The following is an 18,288-nucleotide window of genomic DNA, read 5'->3' as shown; positions in this document are numbered from 1 at the left end:
TAATATTCCAATATTATATTCATTTTCTTACATCCTCGAGCCAATTAAGAAAGCCGACTGCTTCGTTAAATCCCTCCTCAAAGGAACAGTATTCTCCGATGATAACAGTGCGGTATGGCTTGCTGCTCCCCTTGTGATAATTCAGGCGATACACGAGAACCAGCTTATCCCCATTCCTCTCTATATACAAATAGGAAAGATAGCCATAGCGGTATTCGTACAGATCTCCATGTTCATAAAGATGAAACCCTTTGTCGATTGCTTTCTGATTTTCTGCTAATCTTTTGGCTATGTTTCTCCTATTCTCTTTTATCTCTTGTTTTAATTTTTCTATTTTTTTATCTTTTTTATAGATGATTTTTATTCTTTTATTTTTAGTTAATACGATTTGGATATTATGAGCATATATCTTATCAAGGAGGTTATTTAGCATTTAAAACTCCTCCTCGATTAATCCAGAGTTACCTTTCTGCCCATTCGTTACTAAAAGTGATCGGTTTTCCCTATTCCCCTCATATATTTCTCTATGTGGCGGTTTACCACTTTTTTGGTCATTTTCGGTAATTTGGTAACTTGTTTTTGCTAACTCGATTCCGAAAAAGTAAGTCTTATTGCCTGTGGATTTTCTTTTATGGAATCCTTTCATCACCATCCGTTTATTAAATGGACGCTTTCTAATCGGATATTCTCCATTCTTCTCTGCCCATTCCATATATTCCTGATGGAGCGTATTCGCTAAAACTTTCGCATCTCCATGCATCACACAGCATTCCTCAATAAAACTCGATAACAAATCCATCTCTTCTTTGTATTCATCTGTCGCATGTTTCACTTCATCCGGTTCACCGAGTCCTTCTTTTTGCCATGCCAGACAGCCGTCCACTGCCCATTTCAAAATACCTGGCAATTCTCGCTGCAGTTTTTCCGGGAGATGCTTGTCCACTTCCTCTTTTGGGATCGTATAATCGAACGGAATTAAGCGGATCCTTCGCCAGATCCCTTCATCATCACCTTTTACGATCGGTTTATGGTTGGTTGTGAAAAAGATCTTGAATTCCGGCACATATTCGAAAAATTCCTTGCGCAAAAAACGTGCAGTGACCGGTTCTCCGCCTGTCAGCTGTTTGATTAAGGCCTCTGATAATTTCTGCCCATCATCTGATTCTACCGTTGACACGAGGCGCGACCCGTGAAGCCTTGCTATATCATTGTTCGCACCACCTTCATTATTTCTTGTAGTAAACGTATCAGCATTCGTCTGCTTGCCGTAATCTCCCAAAAGCTGCTTGATTGTATTCATTAAGGTACTTTTTCCGTTTCTGCCTGTTCCCCAGAGAAAAAAGGCAACCTGTTCACTCGTGTCCCCTGTTAGTGCATAGCCGACAGAGCGCTGGATGAATTCAATCAGTTCCACCATTACCCGTCCATTGGAATCTTTGAAAATACTATGAAGAAAAGCCAGCCAATTCGGACATTCTGCCTCCGGATCATAGGGGATGTGGGTATTTTTTGTCATCAAATAGTCGCGCTGATGTTCAAGCAGCTCCCCTGTCCTAAGGTCAACGACACCATTTTCGCAGTTCAGTTTGAAGCTATCCTTATTTAACTCTGCCTGATTAACTGGCAGCATGGCCTCCGCTCTTGCAATACTGTTAAGAAAAACTGAGCTTCTCTCACTTGACTGTGCCCATCTCCATAAATCTTTCCGCTCATCAGTATCGGTTAATTGCTGCACCTCGCCATACATTTCACGAAATGTTTGAATCGCAATCCGCTCGACTTTTTTCCGTTTATCTTCGCCCCATGTCTTTCCATCCCAAATAAGCCAGCCATCAAATTCGACACAATATTTTAAATCCTTTCCATTGCGGTGAACGAGACGTTCCGCATTGCCCATTTCTGTCCGGTTAAATTTTTTCGGCTGTTCCATTGCTGCGGGCTGTACCTGATAATTGGTGCCTGATGGCTGGAAATGGAGCGCGCTTTTTAATGTATTGGTCAATTCCTTGTGATTCATTGGCGGGGTGCAAAAAAACCGGTTCAGAAAACTGCAAATATAGGTGACTTCTTTCTTGGCATATCCGTACTCAATCAACCGGCAGCAATGGCTGTATATCGTATTATTGCGCGTGCCCTCTACAACAGGGATCGGAAATGGACGTTCATCTGTCAGCTTCTTTAATTTTTCAAAAAAGACAGGCATTTCATCTAATTCCTTTTCAGCGAGATGGACCCACTCGCGCCCTTCTGTATTCACGCTTGGCAGAACGACCTGCCCTTTCCCGGCAAGTCGGTAATCACCAATAAAGCCACCTGCCATGAGCACTTTCGCATCCTGGCCGGTCACTTTTCCTGTCGATCTGAAAAAGAACTGATATCCTCTAACTGTTTTGATTGCATGGAACTGAAAATTTGCGGAAAGCAGTGCGTCAAATATTGCCTTCCCTTCCTTTTTTTCATCAATGTCGATCACAATATAGCCATCAGGGATGACAAAACCGGTCCATCCAGACTGCTTGAGCCATTGGTCAGCTTCCTGCTCTGTTAAGCCTGGTTTGTCCAGATCCTGCCACTGCTTCATGCATGGCCGTTTGGCAACACTGTAATCATTGTCCTTGTTTAAATCAGAATAACCGACGAGCTTAATTACTTTGAGTGGTTTTTGCGATGAGGGGAAATGGTTAGAATTCATATAAATACTCCTCCTATTGACAAAAGATTTGGCATAATCAATGCAGTATCCTTTCCGCTTGAGTTGAGTGACAACTTTTTGTAATGCAGCTTTCTTTTCCTGTCCCATTACAACCTCCTTTCATATCTATAATCAAAACTAATCGGCGAAAGGGAGCGTCAATTTTTAAAAAAAATGCAGAAATTTTTTGGAGGAGAATATTTAGGGACAAACTTAACGCGAGGAGATGGCGGAGATCATGCTTATTATGCGAAAAAGCTAAGTTAAAATCGAACATAAAAAAAGCTGACAATCAATCTGCCAGCTCGCCATTTTCCAGCCATTCTACTTCTTCACGTGTTAATTCAATTTCCGATCCTTCGAAACAGGAGACAAGTTCGTGATCATTTCTTGCGCCAATTAATGCACATGTCGGAAAAGCCTGATTTAGTACATATGCCAAAGCAATCTGGATAACGGTAACACCTTTTTCTTCGGCCATTTGCTCTGCTCTCTTCATACGGTCCCAATTGGCCTCACTGTAAAATACGCGGACAAGATCCTTGTTGCTTCTGTCATCTGGTGTAAATTTGCCGGTAAAAAATCCTCGCGCCTGGGAAGACCAGGAAAGAATCGGCATTTGTGTTTTCTCATGCCACTTTAAACCATTGCGGTCTGTGGATACACAACCTTTCCAAAATGGCTCGTTTACTTTAGCAAGGCTCAGGTTCGGACTGCTGAATGAAAATCCGACTAAACCGTTTGCGGAAGCATACTCATTAGCTTCCTCGATTCGTGCGGTTGTCCAGTTCGATGCACCAATTGCTTTTACCCTGCCTGCCTCGATATGTTCGTTCAGTGCATCGATAATTACACTTACCGGAACATCGGGATCATCCCTGTGCAATGCATATAAATCAATATATTCGGTACCAAGTCTCTCAAGGCTTTCGAAAAGATCATGATTGATTGCATCCGGATTCACACGCGGTCCATCTTGGTCATGGTGTGCACCTTTTGTTAAAATCACGATATCCTCGCGGTTATCCCGTTCTTTTAACCACATGCCAATCGCTACCTCGCTTTCCCCGCCACAGTAAACATAGGCAGTATCGATCGTATTGCCGCCAATGGCTACATAACGATCGAGCACCTGACAAACTTTTTCATAAATATCTGGTTTAAAATAATCAGAACCTTGAATTAAGGTGGTTACAGGCTTATCGAGCCCGTTAATCTGGATCGTTTTCATTCTGATCATCCTTTCTTAATTTCTACTCGTTTTCTTTGTTCAGCTGAAGCAAGACATGCGTCAAGCACCTTCATATTCTGGATCGCATCATCTGAAGGAAACGGTAATTCTTCTCCACTCCGGATACTCTGGCCAATCACATCTGCCTGCAGTGCATATTGATTCACATATGGCACTTCCACTTCTTCCGTTCCTTCAGAGGTGTGAACATAAAAATGATCCTGTTCATTCTGATTGACAACAAAAGCGGATGGAACCTCGATTTTGCCTTCTGTCCCCAGGATTTCCAACCGGTTGCGGAAATCTGCCCACATGCCGCAATCAAATGTTAGTGCCACCCCATTTTCGAATTCCAGTAAGCCTGATGCCATCATATCTACATCTCCATGCTGTTCGGAAAACAAGGCATGAACTGTTGCCGCTTCTGGCTCCTGTTTTAAAATCATTCTCGCCGCACTGATCGGGTATACACCAACATCATACAAAGATCCTCCGCCCCATTCTTTTTTAAAACGGACATTCTCCTTCGCTCCCGCACTGTTGAATGTGAACACACCATGAATTCCGCGGATTTCCCCGATTGCGCCTGACTGAATCTTTTCTTCAATCATCCGGTATCTTGGATGATAACGGTACATAAACGCCTCTGCCAATATGACGCCAGCTTTTTTGCTTGCATCGATCATTTCCTCTGCTTCCTTCGCATTTAGCGCTATCGGCTTTTCACAGAGTACATGCTTGCCTGCCTCCATTGCTTTGATCGACCATTCTTTATGTAAATGGTTCGGCAGCGGGATGTAAACGGCTTCAATATCAGGGTCAGCTAATAACTCTTCATAGCTACCATAAGCAACAGGAATCGCTAATTTTTCCGCCGTTTCTTTGGCATTGTCAACATTCCGGCTCGCAATCGCGTACACTTCTCCTGTTTCTGATTCTTTTATGCCAGGAATGACCGCCCGTTGCGCAATATTGGCTGTACTGATAATTCCCCATTTCACTGTCATTTTTCACTCTCCTCTATAACTTTGTTGTTATTATAAGCGATTCCTATTAATATGGAAATAGAAGCTTTTTGCTGTAAGCTAACACAATATTGTCCTCCTGGAGTGTGATAAAGTGAACCGCCAAGTATTATTGCCAACATTAAAAAAACATGAATATATGATCCTGCCTGAATCGGTCGGCTGTTATTTGTCAGCAGCAGAGCATGAAGTATACAGGGATGCAGGCTCACTCGATAATATCAGCATACATTTTGTCATTGGTGGCACGGGTTTTGTCGAGATGGACGGGAAAAGATATACGTTACAAAAAGGGGATGCTTTTCTGTTCTTTCCCCAGCAGGAACAAAAGTATTACAGCAGCACTGATGACCCATGGAGTATTCGCTGGATCCATTTTTACGGAAAAACGTTACACAGCTTCTTATCAGAGATTGGATTTGCCCGGTTCACTTTATGGAGACTGCCGACAATTGATCATCTGGAAAAAGCGCACGAGCAACTGTTACAGGAAGCAGAGCAACACAGCTTTCTGCAGTTAACCCAGCTATCCACACTCACTTATGCATTTTTGTCCAATTTTATTAACCTTGCTGTACCAAAAGAGTCAGGCTCGAAACAGGAATTGGATTTGCGTATTCAGGCGCTGTTACCGAAAATGCAGGAAAAAGCGCCGGAACCGTTTGATCTGGAATACTGGGCTAAAGAAACCGGCGTCAGCACGTATTATTTCTGCCGATTATTTAAACGGGTCACGCAAATGACGCCAATGGCTTTTATTACTTTATGCCGGCTGCAATGGAGCAAGCAGCTGCTTTTGGAGGATCGGAATTTAACCGTCAAGGAGATTGCTGAACGTTCCGGTTATGCGAATCCGAGTTATTTTAACAAACTGTTTCTCGAAAACGAAGGGATGACACCGACGAAGTACAGGCAGATGTATTTTTAACAGGCCTGTGGGAATCTATCACCACTTCACAAACAAAAAAAGCTGCCCGGATCACAGGCAGCTTTCTATCATTTTTTCTCCACGATATTCTGTTCTTTCGCCATTCTCGCAGCAATCCTCGGTGCATCCCATAATGATGGAAGCAGAAGTAAAGAAACCGGGGCAGCTGTGACTACAATAAAGTTCTGCAGAGTGCCGACAGTCGACTCACCACCGATCGCTAACAATGCCACAGCGACAATTCCAAACATCAATGCCCAGAAAACACGGTTAAAACGGTCCGGTTCATCTGATCCGCTTAATGTAACTGCGACAGTATAGGACATCGAGTCAGCCGTTGTAGCTACAAATATAACTGACACAATGATAAAGCCGATCGCCAAAACGATACCCATTGGAATCTGATTAAGAATCGCCATTACAGCAGCCGGCATGCCACTTTCGTTCAGCGCAGTTGAAACAGATCCCGGTTTTTCCATTTCATAAAAGATACCCGATCCCCCAACAACCGTAAACCAGAAATTGCTCACGATCGGTGCAATCAGAGAAACGGCAATAATCAGCTCTCTTATCGTTCTTCCGCGGGAAATCCTGCTGATAAATATCGCCATCATCGGCCCATAACCGATAAACCACCCCCAGAAGAAAATGATCCATGCTCCCAGCCAGGCTTCATCCAGCCTGTACAAGCTCATTGTCAGAAAGTTTTGTATGTAAAAAGCTTCCGATCCGATAAATAAATCGATTATAAACATCGTCGGCCCAAGAATCAGCATAATTACCATTAAAACAACGACAAGCCCGACATTTATCCGGCTTAGCCACTGAATGCCGCGCTCCACCCCTGTAGCAGCGGAAATCGAAGCTATCACAGCCAAAAAGAGTATAATCAGCGACTGTGTCAGAAACGTATTCGAAAACCCGAACACTTGCTGCAATCCGTAACCAACCTGCAGTCCAAGAAAGCCGATTGGTCCGATCGTTCCAGCTGCTGCCGCCACTATTGATACAATGTCAGCTAATGAGCCGATAAAACTCTTTTTATTAATTTTTCGGCCAAACATAGGATATAAAAGCGTTCTCGGCTTGAGCGGCTGATCTTTATGATAATGAGCATACATCAGCACAATTGTCGTCAATGTTCCCAAACTTGCCCATGCCGAAAAGCCCCAGTGTAAATAACTCTGTGCCATTGCAGGATAAGCGGATTCCATTGATCCTGATTCTACACCAGAAAACTGAGGGGGCGTTGTCAGAAAATGATACATCGGTCCTGCCGCCGCCCAGAATACTCCCCCGCTTGCTAAAAGTGTACATAAAATCATCGCAATCCAGCGAAAATTACTATTTTCCGGCCGTTCGATCTTACCAAGTCGTACTTTTCCATACTTAGAAAAAGCTAAGATCAATCCAATCACAAACATGACCAGCAATAACACTTGCCAATATGCTCCGAAATATTTTACTGTAAATGAAAATGAATCACTAATCAACTGATCCACTAAACCTTTATTTAATCGTGTAGCAATAACAAACAGAACTAACAGCCCTCCGCTTATTACCAATCCGATCCAATCCAGTCTTTTCTTCTTCTTCTGGTCCTCCATTACATTCCTCCTAAGTTTTAATTCCACATAACCTCTATCATTAAGTTATTTAGTATTTACGTTTAAATCACAGACCATCTATTATATGGGAATGATGGAAATAAGTCAAAATGAAGCTCATGGAAAGCTTATTTAAAAATATTATTAACCTTTCAAAGAGGAATTATGATAGTGAACTATAGCCTGGATGGGGGATTGTCCCAATATCATGAACAGGATATCCTGCTTTCTGTTATAATCCAAACATGATTGCATTTAAGGAACGGGTTTCTGCTGCTAAAGTAGTATTGGCATTGGCACGCTGAAAAAATTCCAGTGTCACGGTATATGTTTGTGCACCTGCCAGTGCCTCATCATCTGCCCATGTATTAGGAATATGCTCCCGCCTCACACTCGCTCCCGCTCCGCCAGGTCTTGATCCGCTTTGCTGCAGAGTTTGTGTCACTAACAGAATTCCATCCCTTCTTAATCGGGCTCTCACTCCGTAATCATATTGCGGATTGCCAGCCGCAAGTGAAAATGCAAGCTGTACTGCATAATCCAGTTTTACATTTTGCAAGTCAAAGGTTGTCGTGACGGGAAGTGTCAAAACCGTTGTTTCCATATTGACGCCAAACGGGATATTTATTGATCCTTCTGTCTGGGTTGAGAAAAACTGGTTCTGGGAAAAAGAAGATGAGGTGCCACAACAGCAATTTCCCATAATAATTCCCCCTTCTTCAGGATAGTTGTCCATTTTTCTGAAGTGAAGAACCCACCTGAAACGAGAAACTCAGATGGGCTTTCGCTTAAGTCTGATAATGCAAAGTTAAACAGTACTTACCGGTAGCAGCTGCTGTATCAATGGATAATGAAGCAATATCATCAAAAGTTTGTGAAATCGTATTTCCCTGTGGAATCGTAAGCGCTGTGGTAACTCCTGCACTATCCGTCACTGTCGCAGTGATCGTAGCATCTGTACCACGATCATAAAAAACACTTACTGTCCCTGATACAAACACAGTCGCTTCTTTTGTATAAACGGTTAATGGTACCGCCGCTTCTGTTGTATTGAAATTCCCGCAAATTTCGTCACTAACAAACGGACGATCCGGGCAACATCCTCCTCCACACATAAAAGGACTCCTTTCTTCAGGTCAAAGAACAAATTGATGGCTGTCACTATTAATATATGTGTATGGGGATAGCTTGACTGAGCATCCGACTAGATAAGTTTTGATTCAGTAAAAGAACGAGGCTGACATAAATCAGCTTCCACTTCTATTATCGCCTCTGCCACTGCTTTTACCTGCTGACAAACTCGAATTTCTATATTGATACAATCCTTCGTTATTTCTGCTGAACACATGAAATCAGTAACCTCACATTCGATATGCGTTCCAGTAGGAGCACAAAGGATTAATTCTTCCACCAGTTGAAACGGGATTGTACCAATCTTACAAAGTTTCCCTTTCTGCCATATTTGTACCGTAATATATCCCTTTTTAGAAACAGTCACCTTTTGCAGTGTAACTTTTTCCCCATTCTGGTGCACCATTTCTACAGTGGTTCTTCCCGATCGTTGACTGACTTCTTCACATAACAGTGTTTCTGCCGGATTACCATCCTTATCAGATAAAAAGCAAAATAAATGACAATACTTTGGATTAAATTTTGATAATGTATAAAAAATGCTAATACAGTATTTCCCTTTGCATGTTTTGTTCCTCCGTCCACTGCAACGGAGCTCAAGCGACTTTAAACTTTAAAAATCGAGAGCGATCTCTTCGCCTTTTCCTACCTTCGCCACAGTTACCCCATTGACGATAACGTCGAGCTGATCAGAACCGATTTGATGATATACCGTCACAGAACCGGAAACAGATAGTTTTCCTTTTACTGACCATAACTGTTGATTATTCTCGCATGAAACGGAAAAGTTCCCGCATATTTTATCTGTCACAAGCTTTTGATTATTGATCGGTTTTTTTAATTGGATGCCGCTGACTTTATTAATCCAGTCATATAGTTTTAGCACCTTTACACAGTGTTGCCGAGAATTCTCTTTCATCACAGTTCTTCCTTTAGCATTTGTCCATATTGTCATCATATGCTATCTGAAGTTTCACGTGTAAGAACAAATAGGTTTCCCTGAAAAAATATACTGAATATACTAAACATTTGTCATAATATGTCGATATATTTTTAGTGATGATTTTACTAGATCTAAAGTTACAGTCGTCAATTACACCGTGAAACTAAAATTGGGGGTACAATATTGAAAATAACAGGGAAATTGGTAATGTCGTACATGATTTTGGCAGTGGTAGTTGTAATACTGGGAGTTGCAGCGTTTCTTGGATTAACTGCAATCAACAGTAGTACAGATAGTATGTATAATGAAAGATTAAAGTCTACCTCTTATTTAATTGATATGACTCAATTAATGGAAAACACACGAGTTCAAATGCTGACAAGTGTTGTGGATGAGGATACAGAGAGGACCGAGAAAGCTTTAGAGAATATTGAGCAGTTAAATGAAATTCTGCAAAGTTACGGTTCCTATGAATTTATGAAGGAAGAGCGTGTCCTTGATGATTTTATCCAAAACTGGCAGGCCTTTTCTGAAATCGTGCAGGCAAATGTTGCAGCCATAAAGGCAGAGGAATATGATACCGCTATTCAAGGGATACAGCAAGGTGGGGAAGTTTTCCGTGCAGCAAGAGCAGAGTTACAGGAATTAAGGACGTTGAATGATGAACTTGCCGAAGAAGCATTTGAAGAAAGTCAAAATCTTTCTAATATCTTAGAAACATTTATCATTATAATTAGTATCATAGCAGTCATTATAGCAATCGCTGTCGGTATTTTCATGGGCCGTGCAATCGGTAAACCCATGACACAGCTTGCTACGCGGTTAAAAGAAGTGGCTGCAGGAAATCTCCGTGGCGAGACACTTAAGAGCAAACGTAAAGACGAAATCGGAGAATTAGTCCGTGCAACAAATGAAATGCAGTCCCAGTTAAAAACATTGATTACTTCTGTAACCGATGCGACAGATAAAGTGCTGGGATCAAGCGAAGAACTGACACAATCAGCCAATGAAGTGATGCAGGGATCTGAACAAATTTCCACAACAATGGAAGAATTGTCATCAGGTGCGGAATCACAGGCCAATCATGCAAGTGATTTGGCAGACAATATGAGTACTTTTGTCGAAAAAGTAAATCAATCTTCTGGTCAGAGTGAACAAGTAACGAATTCGTCTAATGATGTCATTGCATTAACCGAGCAGGGAAGCGACATGATGCGTTCCTCTGTATCCCAGATGGGAGTCATTGATGAGTTGATTCAAGGTTCCGTCCAAAGTGTGAAAGGATTGGACAATAAATCAAAAGAAGTAACAAAGCTTGTAGGTGTGATCGAAGAAATCGCCGAACAAACCAACTTATTAGCATTAAACGCAGCGATCGAAGCAGCCCGTGCCGGGGAACATGGAAAAGGCTTCGCAGTTGTGGCAGATGAAGTAAGAAAACTGGCAGAGCAAGTATCAGAATCGGTTGGCGAAATCACCGGAATTGTTACAGCTATCCAGTCGGAAACAACGCATGTTGTGGGTGCATTAGAAAATGGGTATAACGAAGTAGAAAAAGGAACGAACCAGATTCAGCAGACAGGGCAGACTTTTGACCAAATCACAAATGCGGTAAGCAAGATGGGGATTAATGTTCAAAGCATTTCCGAAACATTAGCAGAAATTACTTCCAATACACAGGAAATGAGTACAAGTGTTGAGGAAATTGCTTCTGTTTCAGAACAATCCGCAGCAGGAATTGAAGAAACATCTGCTTCCGCTCAACAATCATCAAGTACAATGCAGGAAGTTTCCTCAAGTTCAGAGGAATTAGCTAGATTAGCCGAAGAACTGCAGCTTTTAGTAAAAAAATTCGAAGTATAAAATCAGAAGGACCAGTGATCATGGATGGGATCACTGGTCTTTTCTTTCTATAACAGAAAAACCAGCTATCCGCCAAAAGTGATAACTGGTTTTCGGTTAGTTCAGTTAAAGCTCTAATTCGCCCATGCGCAACAATTCTACTACAGCTTGTGAGCGCCCCTTAACACCCAACTTCTGCATTGCGTTTGAGATATGATTTCTCACCGTTTTCTGTGAGATAAAAAGTTCCTGGGCGATTTCCTTCGTTGTTTTGTCTTGTACTAGTAATTCGAATACTTCTCTTTCTCGTTTCGTTAGTAATTGCTTCGGCTTGTAGTCATTGTCTTTCAAATGTGAACCCCTCCTTGCTGACTTTAGGGCGTTATAGTAAGAGGGTATTACTTAGTCAATGTATCATATGACAGCGTGAGAAGAGGTGTGCCCTGCAAACGTCTATATTAGACAGAATTTGAAAGAATGTCAGGGAAAACATGCCAAAAACCTAAACATAAGATAATATGATGGATCTTTCTTCCATACTTTTGCTCACTTTTTATTGATCAACTATGTCACAGTGTGATATAGTCAATTTACGATATATGTCACAACACGACATATTAGGAGCTGAATATTTTGAAAAAAGTGATAAAAAAATATGTGCCAATGACAGAAACTGCTTTCTACATCTTATTGTCATTAACAGAACCAAGACACGGATATGGCATCATCAAACGTGTAGAGGAAATGACAAATGGCAGAGTAAAGGTAGGTTCTGGAACTATTTATGGAACCTTGACGAAAATGCAAAGGGATCAAGTTATCACCATTTATGCAGATGAAAAAAGAAAAACCATTTATGAAATTACCCAGTTGGGAAAACAGTTAATCCAGGTGGAAATGGAACGATTAAAAGAAGTTCATGCCAATGTCTTACGTTACGAGGAGGATTTCAAATGATCATAAAAAAAGCAAGATTATTTTGGAGTTATCAGATCAACAAGACCGAACAATGGCTCTCCATCATGGCAGAACAAGGCTGGCATGTCACTGATGTTAATCTGTGGTCAAGAGTATTTACTTTTGAAAAAGGTGAGAAAAAGAAGATCCATTACCGGATACAATATGCCAAAACTTTACCTGAAACTCTTAAAAATGAAGGATGGAATATCGCTGCATCTGCAGGAAAGTGGTTATTCGTTTCTAATGTAACTGAAATTATTCAAATATATCCACCTAGAGACTCTATCTTGAAGCGGAATCGTACGCATGCATATACAGCTGTAGCTATAGTAATATTCCAGCTTGCCTTGCAGATGCCAATTTTGCTGATCAGCTTCATTATTTTATCATTCATGGATCAGCAAAATATCTGGCTTTTATTGTTATTTCTCGGTGAAGCGATAGCACTTGCCTGTATTGCTGCTTACATTTTCAAATCCTACCGGCGATTTGAAGTCCTTGAGATGGATGCAACAATTGATCCAGTATCCAATGGAAAAAAAGTGTGGAAACTAAAGCCAGGATGGATGTATCGTCTCGAGGAAACCAGCAAGTGGCTGGAACAGCTGGCATTGGAAGGTTATGTACTTGAAAAAGTAACAGCAACACTCTTTACTTTTCGGAAGACAGCGCCCACCACAATAAAATATGAATGTGTTTTTGAATACAAAGTGCAGCCATCCTTTTTTTCTGCACATAAAGAAGTCGGATGGCAATTGAAATATTCTTCAAATGTCACAGTGTTAAATTACTCGATTTGGGCAATGCCATATAGGGAGAATGAGCCTATTCCGCAATTTTCATATGATATGAAAGAACAAAAACAATCAATAAAACGGGCTTTTAAAATGAATATTAGTATGAGCATCTATATTATCCTGATCTCATCTATTGCACTGTACGCCAACACCCTCGATTATGAGGAGCCCTTCATCTCCTGGAGCTTATCAGGGATTACCCGAACACTGTTACTGGCGGGATTATTATTCTGGCTGTATCATTTTCTCCGGATAATAATTTACTACCGTAAAAGTATGAAAGCATATCAATAACCATTAATCTGCTCGATTTTTTAGAAAAAATTGCCTCAGTTGATGGACAGAAAAGCACGCCGGATGTATTCTTCATTGAACCGTCCGGCTATTTGACTTATTCTTCAAACCCGAGTATTTCACTACCTCCTTTGATGATCAAACCCGACTTATTCTTCAAACAAGGCCTCCCCACTGCTTTTAGTGATGATGAATAACTTTATTATTCTTTTGACAGAAATGTTAGAATCCAGATATAAAAATAGACTGACCCCTCAAAAAATGTGCCTTTATACCTATTAAGGGAAAATAAAACTACTTTTTATTCATTTTTTCGACATTTTTTATCCCAAAATATAAAACGTATGGTATAATGATTTAGGTCTATATAATCATACATAAAAGGAGAAAATAAGAAAATGAGTAAAACCACAATTTTAGTAGATCCATCAAAAAAAGTAGTCAATATGGCCGTAGCGGGGAAAATGACTATGGAAGATGCGGAGCTGTTTGTTAAGGAATATAACGCTAAAATTGGTCCGATAAATGGCGAGGAATTTGAACTAATGGTAGATTGTACCGAGATGAAAGTCCTAACACCAGAGATGGGTGCAAATTTGGAAGAAGTAATGAAAATGTATAAAAACACAGGCTTTAAAAAGATCACCTATATGATTAAAGAGAATAATATTTTAAAAATGCAATTAACCAGAATATCAAGAAATGCAGGCCTTCAGGCAATATCAGAAGTAACAGAAGCTGCATCTTAATCTATAGAGAATAAGAGCCATTCTTGCTGAGTGGCTCTTCATTTTATTATTAACAGAGAAATTTCTGAGAAGAAAAAGGAGAAAGAGAAACATGGAAAAGAACAACATCCAGATTAAAGAAGTTGCGGTTTATCACCCAGATAATGTCGTAACAAACGATTTCTATTACAAGCATTTTGAAAAGCAGGGTAAAGACATTCGGCATTTTCTTGAAGTGATGGGAAGAGACGAACGTTATATTATCGATAATGACAAAGAAAATACGTTAACAATGGGAATTGAAGCTGCTGAAAGAGTATTAAAACAGGCAGAACTAACCGGGAAAGATATTGACATGATTCTATTTTCCACACAAGTTCCCGAAAAAACGTTACCTACCAATGCCATGTATGTACATAATGCGATCGGTGCCCATAACCGTACAATGATCCTTGATACAAATGCATGCTGTGCGGGAATGACTGCTTCCATTGATACAGCTGCACGGTATATGATGACAAACGATCAACTAAATACAGCACTTGTTATTGGATCAGATGCGAACAGTTTAATCGCAAACCCAGAACAGGAAATTACATATGCTAACTTCGCCGATGCTGCGGCAGCCGTTATTCTGGTGAAGACAGAAGAAGAAAACACTGGATTTATTGACTCTATTTATGAAGTGGATTCGAGCAATAAAGATAACATTGTCTATCCTCCGAAAGGGTTCTCCCAATCAAGAGGCATAGAGGACTACATTGATTTCCTTCCATTCGATGGTGCCATGGCTATTCCAGTCGCGTGTGAAATGATAGAGGAATTGCTGGAGAGAAACGGATTAACTATTCATGATGTCGATTCCTTCTGTTTTTCTCAATTTGCATTATCCAACATTAAAAAAATCCAGAATCATTTTGATATGAATTGGGAAAAGATCATTTATGTTGGGGACAAATACGGATACACCACAACAAGCAGCCCACTCATCTGTCTTTATGAAGGAATAAAATCCGGCCAGATCAAGCGGGGAGATACTGTACTATTCTGGACAATCGGTGCCGGCCACGAAATGATTGCCATGCTATTTAAATATTAATGAATGGCTAAAGAACATAGTAAAAACAGTTGACTGAGAGATAAGGAAATTGCACTGGATTGAGATATTCAGCATCGTGCGGGAACAGCTCTAGCTGAAGGTCAGGCGCGAATGCCTTCGTGTTTAAAAATTCAGTGCTCATGGCTTTTGGACAGGTTTTGAATGCCTTCGCTGATTAAAATTCGGTGCTCAAGGTTTTCGGACGGCGGCTGAGTGCCGTTGGAGACCATTGGAATGCCTGCACACTTTCAGGTATTCTCAATTATTAATCTTATTTTCTTCAGTCCCCACCTCAGAACTAAAGATTTCAGCATACTAAACTGGGAGGATTATAACACCAAGGGCACCACAAGTGACAGAAATGGTTCTAAGCTAATTTAAAAGCTCGGAACCATTTTTTGTATTTTTCCAGCTGATTCGAAAGGCAAAAATAACATTCGATCCATGTTTGTCTGGTTTCTAAATTAGATATTCGTACCCGCTATAGCGATTTTAATTTATTTTCAAAGATTAAGTTGAATATAGTTTTTTGCAGCAATTCAGAAGGCTTTTATTTCGAATTCCAAGTTTACCTGCTGCTTCCATTTAAACTATCATGGTATATCTGTATCCATTTATTACGCCTTGAAAATAGGATGGAAAGCAAAACAACTTCTCCAACAACCAATAAACCCACCCCTGACACTAATCCTCCAAAGAAAAGGAATTCATTAACTCCCCAAGAATAGAAAAGCCATCCTATTATTCCGAACACACCTAATACTAAGTTAACAGTGCCTGCAATAAGAGTTTGCGGTAGAAATAATCCTGTTTTCTTAATCATTGCCGAACCATACTTAACGCTTATAACAGTAGCTAAAATCATAAAAGTTACATATATCATCATAACAATATCTATCTTATTCATAGTTACCCCCTCCCTATAAACATCTTACCATCAAACTCGAATATCTTCTTAAAGTATCTAGTTTTTTTCAACATAAACCTCCAAAAAACGGTATCCTAATGGTGCAAGTAAGGAACATCCGCCCACACCCTCACCTCCCCATAGCGTGAGCGCGCATTCATAAGAAACTTTCACCAAAAATCACCTTACCATTATGATATAATACATTCATGTAATGAATCGCTTCCAAGGGGGATTTTTATTGAAAAAATTATTGATTCTACTGCTTAGCATTTTGTACATGACAGGTTGTAATGCTAACCCATATGAGTCTGTCGAAAAAGTGAGCAAACAAGCGCCGCCTGTTGATATACAATCATTTGATGAAAATGGTGTCCACCTTTATTATGATAATAAAGATGAATCATTGTTTGTCTATTTCAAAGGTTCCGATGTCGCTTACAGTGATGAATCTTTCTCACTGGAAGTAAATGAGGATACATTGGATCTTCTTTATGAAGGTGAAATTTCCGGCACTTCCTTAAATCCTGAAAGATTTTATAAAGTGGACGTTGATAAGAATTATGAAACGGTCAGACTGTTTATCAACGGAACTGAGACAGCTTTTACCAGTGTATCAGGGAACTAGAAACCAGTTAAAGGAATGATCTAATGGAAATCAGACAGCTTTCAGCAGGAGATTCAGAAAAATATCGCACCCTGCGTCTCGAAGCATTGCAAAGCTGCCCTACCGCATTTGCCGTCAGCTATGAAGAAGAGAAGAAAAATAATATCGATAGGTACAGTCAGTTTTTAGAAAATACGGGCAGCTACACTTTTGGTGCTTTTCTCAAAACATCTCTTATCGGAATGATCACACTGAGAAGAGAATCATTAATCAAGTTACATCACCGCGCAATTATCGTTGCTTTTTATGTCAAGCCAGGTCATCAGAGAAAAGGAATTGGAAAAGCATTATTAACAAAAACCCTCCAGCATGCAAGGCAGCTGGAAGGACTTGAACAAGTTTATTTATCTGTTGTTGCAACAAATGAACGTGCGAAAAACCTATATTCCACCAAAGGATTTCAAGTAATTTCTTTCGAAAAAAATGCCATGAAATTCGAAGATACTTATTATGACGAAGAACAGATGGTTTTATTTCTGAATGAATAGGCAGAAAAATTATACTTCAATCTGCCTGATTACTCTGGCAGGATTGCCGCCAACTACTGTATTATCCGGTACATCCTTTGTCACGACAGCACCTGAAGCAATAACCGCATTGTTGCCAATCGTCACCCCTGGATTTATGATCGCACTTCCGCCAATCCAGACATTATCACCTATTGTAATCGGCTTGGCATACTCTTTTCCCGAATTGCGTTCTGTTGGATCAATTGGATGTGTTGCTGTGTAAATCTGCACACCGGGTGCCAGCATACAGTTATCTCCAATTCTCACTTCACAAACATCGAGTATCGTACAGTCAAAGTTTGCGAAAAAATTTTCCCCAACATATGTATTACTGCCATAATCAAACCGAATATTCGGCTCCATATAAACAGTCTCTCCCGTAGAGCCAAGCAATTCTTTCAGCATTTCTGTCCGCTTATCAATCTCTGTTTCTAACGTTTGGTTATATAGTCTTACAAGACGGCGCGCATTCTCCCGTTCCCCCATTAATTGCGGATCAGCAGGATTGTACATTTCCCCTGCGAGCATTATTTCTTTTTCTGTTTTCATATGTCCATTCTCCTTTATCGAAACTTCCATAACCAAGTGAACTACTCCCACCACTTACCACCCTTACGGGTTGCTTGAAGTGGGGGCTTCTTGGGTAATCGTCCCTTTTGGCAGCTGACGAAATAGACCAAGCTAACCCTCTTGTTCCAAGAGTTTATCCTTTCATTCGGCACTTGTTAATATGCGAATGCCTTCTTTTTTTATGTTTAGCGCAGCATTGTAGTCTCTATCAAGATTTAGTCCGCAAGAACAAACATACATCCTAACATTCATAGGCATTGGTTGGGTATTTCCACAACACGAACAAGTTTTAGTAGATGGAAACCATTTGTCAATTTTGATCAGTTGTTTCCCTTGTTCTTTTAGTTTGTACTGTAAG

General features: G+C 40.4%; 21 protein-coding genes. 8 read left to right on the top strand and 13 right to left on the bottom strand.

The features are described from left to right. Positions 1-19: 19 nt before the first annotated feature. The 4 genes from BMW36_RS17415 to BMW36_RS17400 all read right to left on the bottom strand — a co-directional run bounded on the left by BMW36_RS17415 (position 20) and on the right by BMW36_RS17400 (position 4,930). A complete protein-coding gene (locus BMW36_RS17415) occupies positions 20-433 on the bottom strand; it encodes a hypothetical protein (RefSeq protein WP_089743490.1) in 414 nt (137 codons plus the stop codon). After that, positions 434-2,692 carry a phage/plasmid primase, P4 family gene (locus tag BMW36_RS17410; protein ID WP_089743624.1) on the bottom strand — a complete coding sequence of 753 codons (2,259 nt, stop codon included), beginning with the start codon at positions 2,690-2,692 and terminating at the stop codon, positions 434-436. A gap of 292 nt (positions 2,693-2,984) precedes the next feature. Continuing rightward, positions 2,985-3,923 carry an aldo/keto reductase gene (locus BMW36_RS17405; RefSeq protein ID WP_089743488.1) on the bottom strand — a complete coding sequence of 313 codons (939 nt, stop codon included), beginning with the start codon at positions 3,921-3,923 and terminating at the stop codon, positions 2,985-2,987. A gap of 5 nt (positions 3,924-3,928) precedes the next feature. Further along, complete coding sequence (locus tag BMW36_RS17400) at positions 3,929-4,930, bottom strand: Gfo/Idh/MocA family protein (RefSeq protein WP_089743487.1); 1,002 nt, start codon at positions 4,928-4,930, stop codon at positions 3,929-3,931. Between the two features lie 112 nt (positions 4,931-5,042). On the opposite strand from BMW36_RS17400, the gene BMW36_RS17395 reads away from it, so the two are divergent. Continuing rightward, entirely contained in the window at positions 5,043-5,876 is an 834-nt protein-coding gene (locus tag BMW36_RS17395) for an AraC family transcriptional regulator (RefSeq protein WP_089743484.1), read from the top strand. 68 nt (positions 5,877-5,944) lie between these two features. Here the strand turns inward: BMW36_RS17395 and BMW36_RS17390 are convergent, their stop codons facing one another. The 5 genes from BMW36_RS17390 to BMW36_RS17365 form a co-directional block, all read right to left on the bottom strand. Continuing rightward, positions 5,945-7,483 carry a BCCT family transporter gene (locus BMW36_RS17390; RefSeq protein WP_089743482.1) on the bottom strand — a complete coding sequence of 513 codons (1,539 nt, stop codon included), beginning with the start codon at positions 7,481-7,483 and terminating at the stop codon, positions 5,945-5,947. 232 nt (positions 7,484-7,715) lie between these two features. Beyond that, on the bottom strand, positions 7,716-8,186 hold the full coding sequence (locus BMW36_RS17385) for a hypothetical protein (RefSeq protein ID WP_089743479.1): 471 nt from the start codon (positions 8,184-8,186) through the stop codon (positions 7,716-7,718). 85 nt (positions 8,187-8,271) lie between these two features. Beyond that, a complete protein-coding gene (locus tag BMW36_RS17380) occupies positions 8,272-8,598 on the bottom strand; it encodes a DUF3992 domain-containing protein (protein ID WP_089743477.1) in 327 nt (108 codons plus the stop codon). An 89-nt stretch (positions 8,599-8,687) separates the two neighbouring features. Next, positions 8,688-9,155, bottom strand: a complete 468-nt coding sequence (locus BMW36_RS17375) for a BMQ_0737 family morphogenetic spore coat protein (protein ID WP_483866645.1) — start codon at positions 9,153-9,155, stop codon at positions 8,688-8,690. 72 nt (positions 9,156-9,227) lie between these two features. Next, positions 9,228-9,533, bottom strand: a complete 306-nt coding sequence (locus BMW36_RS17365; protein ID WP_089743471.1) for an S-Ena type endospore appendage — start codon at positions 9,531-9,533, stop codon at positions 9,228-9,230. A 207-nt stretch (positions 9,534-9,740) separates the two neighbouring features. On the opposite strand from BMW36_RS17365, the gene BMW36_RS17360 reads away from it, so the two are divergent. After that, positions 9,741-11,420: a methyl-accepting chemotaxis protein gene (locus BMW36_RS17360; RefSeq protein ID WP_089743469.1), complete on the top strand. Its 1,680-nt coding sequence runs from the start codon at positions 9,741-9,743 to the stop codon at positions 11,418-11,420. Positions 11,421-11,525: 105 nt separating this feature from the next. On the opposite strand, the gene BMW36_RS17355 is transcribed toward BMW36_RS17360, so the two are convergent. Beyond that, positions 11,526-11,750, bottom strand: coding sequence for a helix-turn-helix domain-containing protein (locus tag BMW36_RS17355; RefSeq protein ID WP_054859055.1), 225 nt, complete (start codon positions 11,748-11,750; stop codon positions 11,526-11,528). 312 nt (positions 11,751-12,062) lie between these two features. On the opposite strand from BMW36_RS17355, the gene BMW36_RS17350 reads away from it, so the two are divergent. The 4 genes from BMW36_RS17350 to BMW36_RS17335 all read left to right on the top strand — a co-directional run bounded on the left by BMW36_RS17350 (position 12,063) and on the right by BMW36_RS17335 (position 15,277). Next, positions 12,063-12,356 (top strand): PadR family transcriptional regulator, encoded by a 294-nt coding sequence (locus tag BMW36_RS17350; protein ID WP_175480516.1) that lies wholly within the window; start codon positions 12,063-12,065, stop codon positions 12,354-12,356. After that, entirely contained in the window at positions 12,353-13,450 is a 1,098-nt protein-coding gene (locus BMW36_RS17345; RefSeq protein WP_089743465.1) for a DUF2812 domain-containing protein, read from the top strand. The genes BMW36_RS17350 and BMW36_RS17345 overlap by 4 nt, the downstream gene beginning before the upstream one ends. Positions 13,451-13,848: 398 nt before the next feature. Next, positions 13,849-14,199, top strand: coding sequence for a hypothetical protein (locus tag BMW36_RS17340; protein WP_089743463.1), 351 nt, complete (start codon positions 13,849-13,851; stop codon positions 14,197-14,199). 91 nt (positions 14,200-14,290) lie between these two features. Beyond that, positions 14,291-15,277, top strand: a complete 987-nt coding sequence (locus tag BMW36_RS17335) for a 3-oxoacyl-[acyl-carrier-protein] synthase III C-terminal domain-containing protein (RefSeq protein WP_089743461.1) — start codon at positions 14,291-14,293, stop codon at positions 15,275-15,277. Between the two features lie 568 nt (positions 15,278-15,845). Here BMW36_RS17335 and BMW36_RS17330 read toward each other — a convergent pair. After that, positions 15,846-16,184, bottom strand: a complete 339-nt coding sequence (locus BMW36_RS17330) for a hypothetical protein (protein ID WP_089743459.1) — start codon at positions 16,182-16,184, stop codon at positions 15,846-15,848. Positions 16,185-16,425: 241 nt separating this feature from the next. Here BMW36_RS17330 and BMW36_RS17325 point away from each other — a divergent pair, with 241 nt between their 5' ends. Together BMW36_RS17325 and BMW36_RS17320 are read left to right on the top strand one after the other, a co-directional pair. Continuing rightward, positions 16,426-16,812 carry a hypothetical protein gene (locus BMW36_RS17325; RefSeq protein ID WP_089743458.1) on the top strand — a complete coding sequence of 129 codons (387 nt, stop codon included), beginning with the start codon at positions 16,426-16,428 and terminating at the stop codon, positions 16,810-16,812. Between the two features lie 23 nt (positions 16,813-16,835). Continuing rightward, the gene (locus BMW36_RS17320) at positions 16,836-17,339 is read left to right on the top strand and encodes a GNAT family N-acetyltransferase (protein ID WP_089743456.1); all 504 of its coding nucleotides are present in this window, start codon (positions 16,836-16,838) and stop codon (positions 17,337-17,339) included. Positions 17,340-17,348: 9 nt separating this feature from the next. On the opposite strand, the gene BMW36_RS17315 is transcribed toward BMW36_RS17320, so the two are convergent. Next, positions 17,349-17,909 carry a sugar O-acetyltransferase gene (locus BMW36_RS17315; protein ID WP_089743622.1) on the bottom strand — a complete coding sequence of 187 codons (561 nt, stop codon included), beginning with the start codon at positions 17,907-17,909 and terminating at the stop codon, positions 17,349-17,351. A gap of 162 nt (positions 17,910-18,071) precedes the next feature. Continuing rightward, positions 18,072-18,288, bottom strand: a 217-nt coding sequence (locus BMW36_RS17310; RefSeq protein ID WP_139180336.1) for a zinc ribbon domain-containing protein, incomplete at its 5' end; no start/stop codon positions are given.

Origin of the sequence: Gracilibacillus ureilyticus, assembly GCF_900111195.1 — a bacterium.
Lineage (GTDB): Bacteria > Bacillota > Bacilli > Bacillales > Amphibacillaceae > Gracilibacillus > Gracilibacillus ureilyticus.
The sequence above is the reverse complement of the archived record's forward strand: the minus strand, read 5'-3'. Positions and strand labels throughout refer to the sequence as shown.

What these genes read in the sequence shown, in the direction of transcription:
- BMW36_RS17415 (WP_089743490.1), bottom strand. Translation starts at nt 433, where the DNA reads ATGCTAAATAACCTCCTTGATAAGATATATGCTCATAATATCCAAATC.
- BMW36_RS17410 (WP_089743624.1), bottom strand. Translation starts at nt 2,692, where the DNA reads ATGAATTCTAACCATTTCCCCTCATCGCAAAAACCACTCAAAGTAATT.
- BMW36_RS17405 (WP_089743488.1), bottom strand. Translation starts at nt 3,923, where the DNA reads ATGAAAACGATCCAGATTAACGGGCTCGATAAGCCTGTAACCACCTTA.
- BMW36_RS17400 (WP_089743487.1), bottom strand. Translation starts at nt 4,930, where the DNA reads ATGACAGTGAAATGGGGAATTATCAGTACAGCCAATATTGCGCAACGG.
- BMW36_RS17390 (WP_089743482.1), bottom strand. Translation starts at nt 7,483, where the DNA reads ATGGAGGACCAGAAGAAGAAGAAAAGACTGGATTGGATCGGATTGGTA.
- BMW36_RS17385 (WP_089743479.1), bottom strand. Translation starts at nt 8,186, where the DNA reads ATGGGAAATTGCTGTTGTGGCACCTCATCTTCTTTTTCCCAGAACCAG.
- BMW36_RS17380 (WP_089743477.1), bottom strand. Translation starts at nt 8,598, where the DNA reads ATGTGTGGAGGAGGATGTTGCCCGGATCGTCCGTTTGTTAGTGACGAA.
- BMW36_RS17365 (WP_089743471.1), bottom strand. Translation starts at nt 9,533, where the DNA reads ATGAAAGAGAATTCTCGGCAACACTGTGTAAAGGTGCTAAAACTATAT.
- BMW36_RS17350 (WP_175480516.1), top strand. Translation starts at nt 12,063, where the DNA reads ATGACAGAAACTGCTTTCTACATCTTATTGTCATTAACAGAACCAAGA.
- BMW36_RS17345 (WP_089743465.1), top strand. Translation starts at nt 12,353, where the DNA reads ATGATCATAAAAAAAGCAAGATTATTTTGGAGTTATCAGATCAACAAG.
- BMW36_RS17340 (WP_089743463.1), top strand. Translation starts at nt 13,849, where the DNA reads ATGAGTAAAACCACAATTTTAGTAGATCCATCAAAAAAAGTAGTCAAT.
- BMW36_RS17335 (WP_089743461.1), top strand. Translation starts at nt 14,291, where the DNA reads ATGGAAAAGAACAACATCCAGATTAAAGAAGTTGCGGTTTATCACCCA.
- BMW36_RS17330 (WP_089743459.1), bottom strand. Translation starts at nt 16,184, where the DNA reads ATGAATAAGATAGATATTGTTATGATGATATATGTAACTTTTATGATT.
- BMW36_RS17320 (WP_089743456.1), top strand. Translation starts at nt 16,836, where the DNA reads ATGGAAATCAGACAGCTTTCAGCAGGAGATTCAGAAAAATATCGCACC.
- BMW36_RS17315 (WP_089743622.1), bottom strand. Translation starts at nt 17,909, where the DNA reads ATGAAAACAGAAAAAGAAATAATGCTCGCAGGGGAAATGTACAATCCT.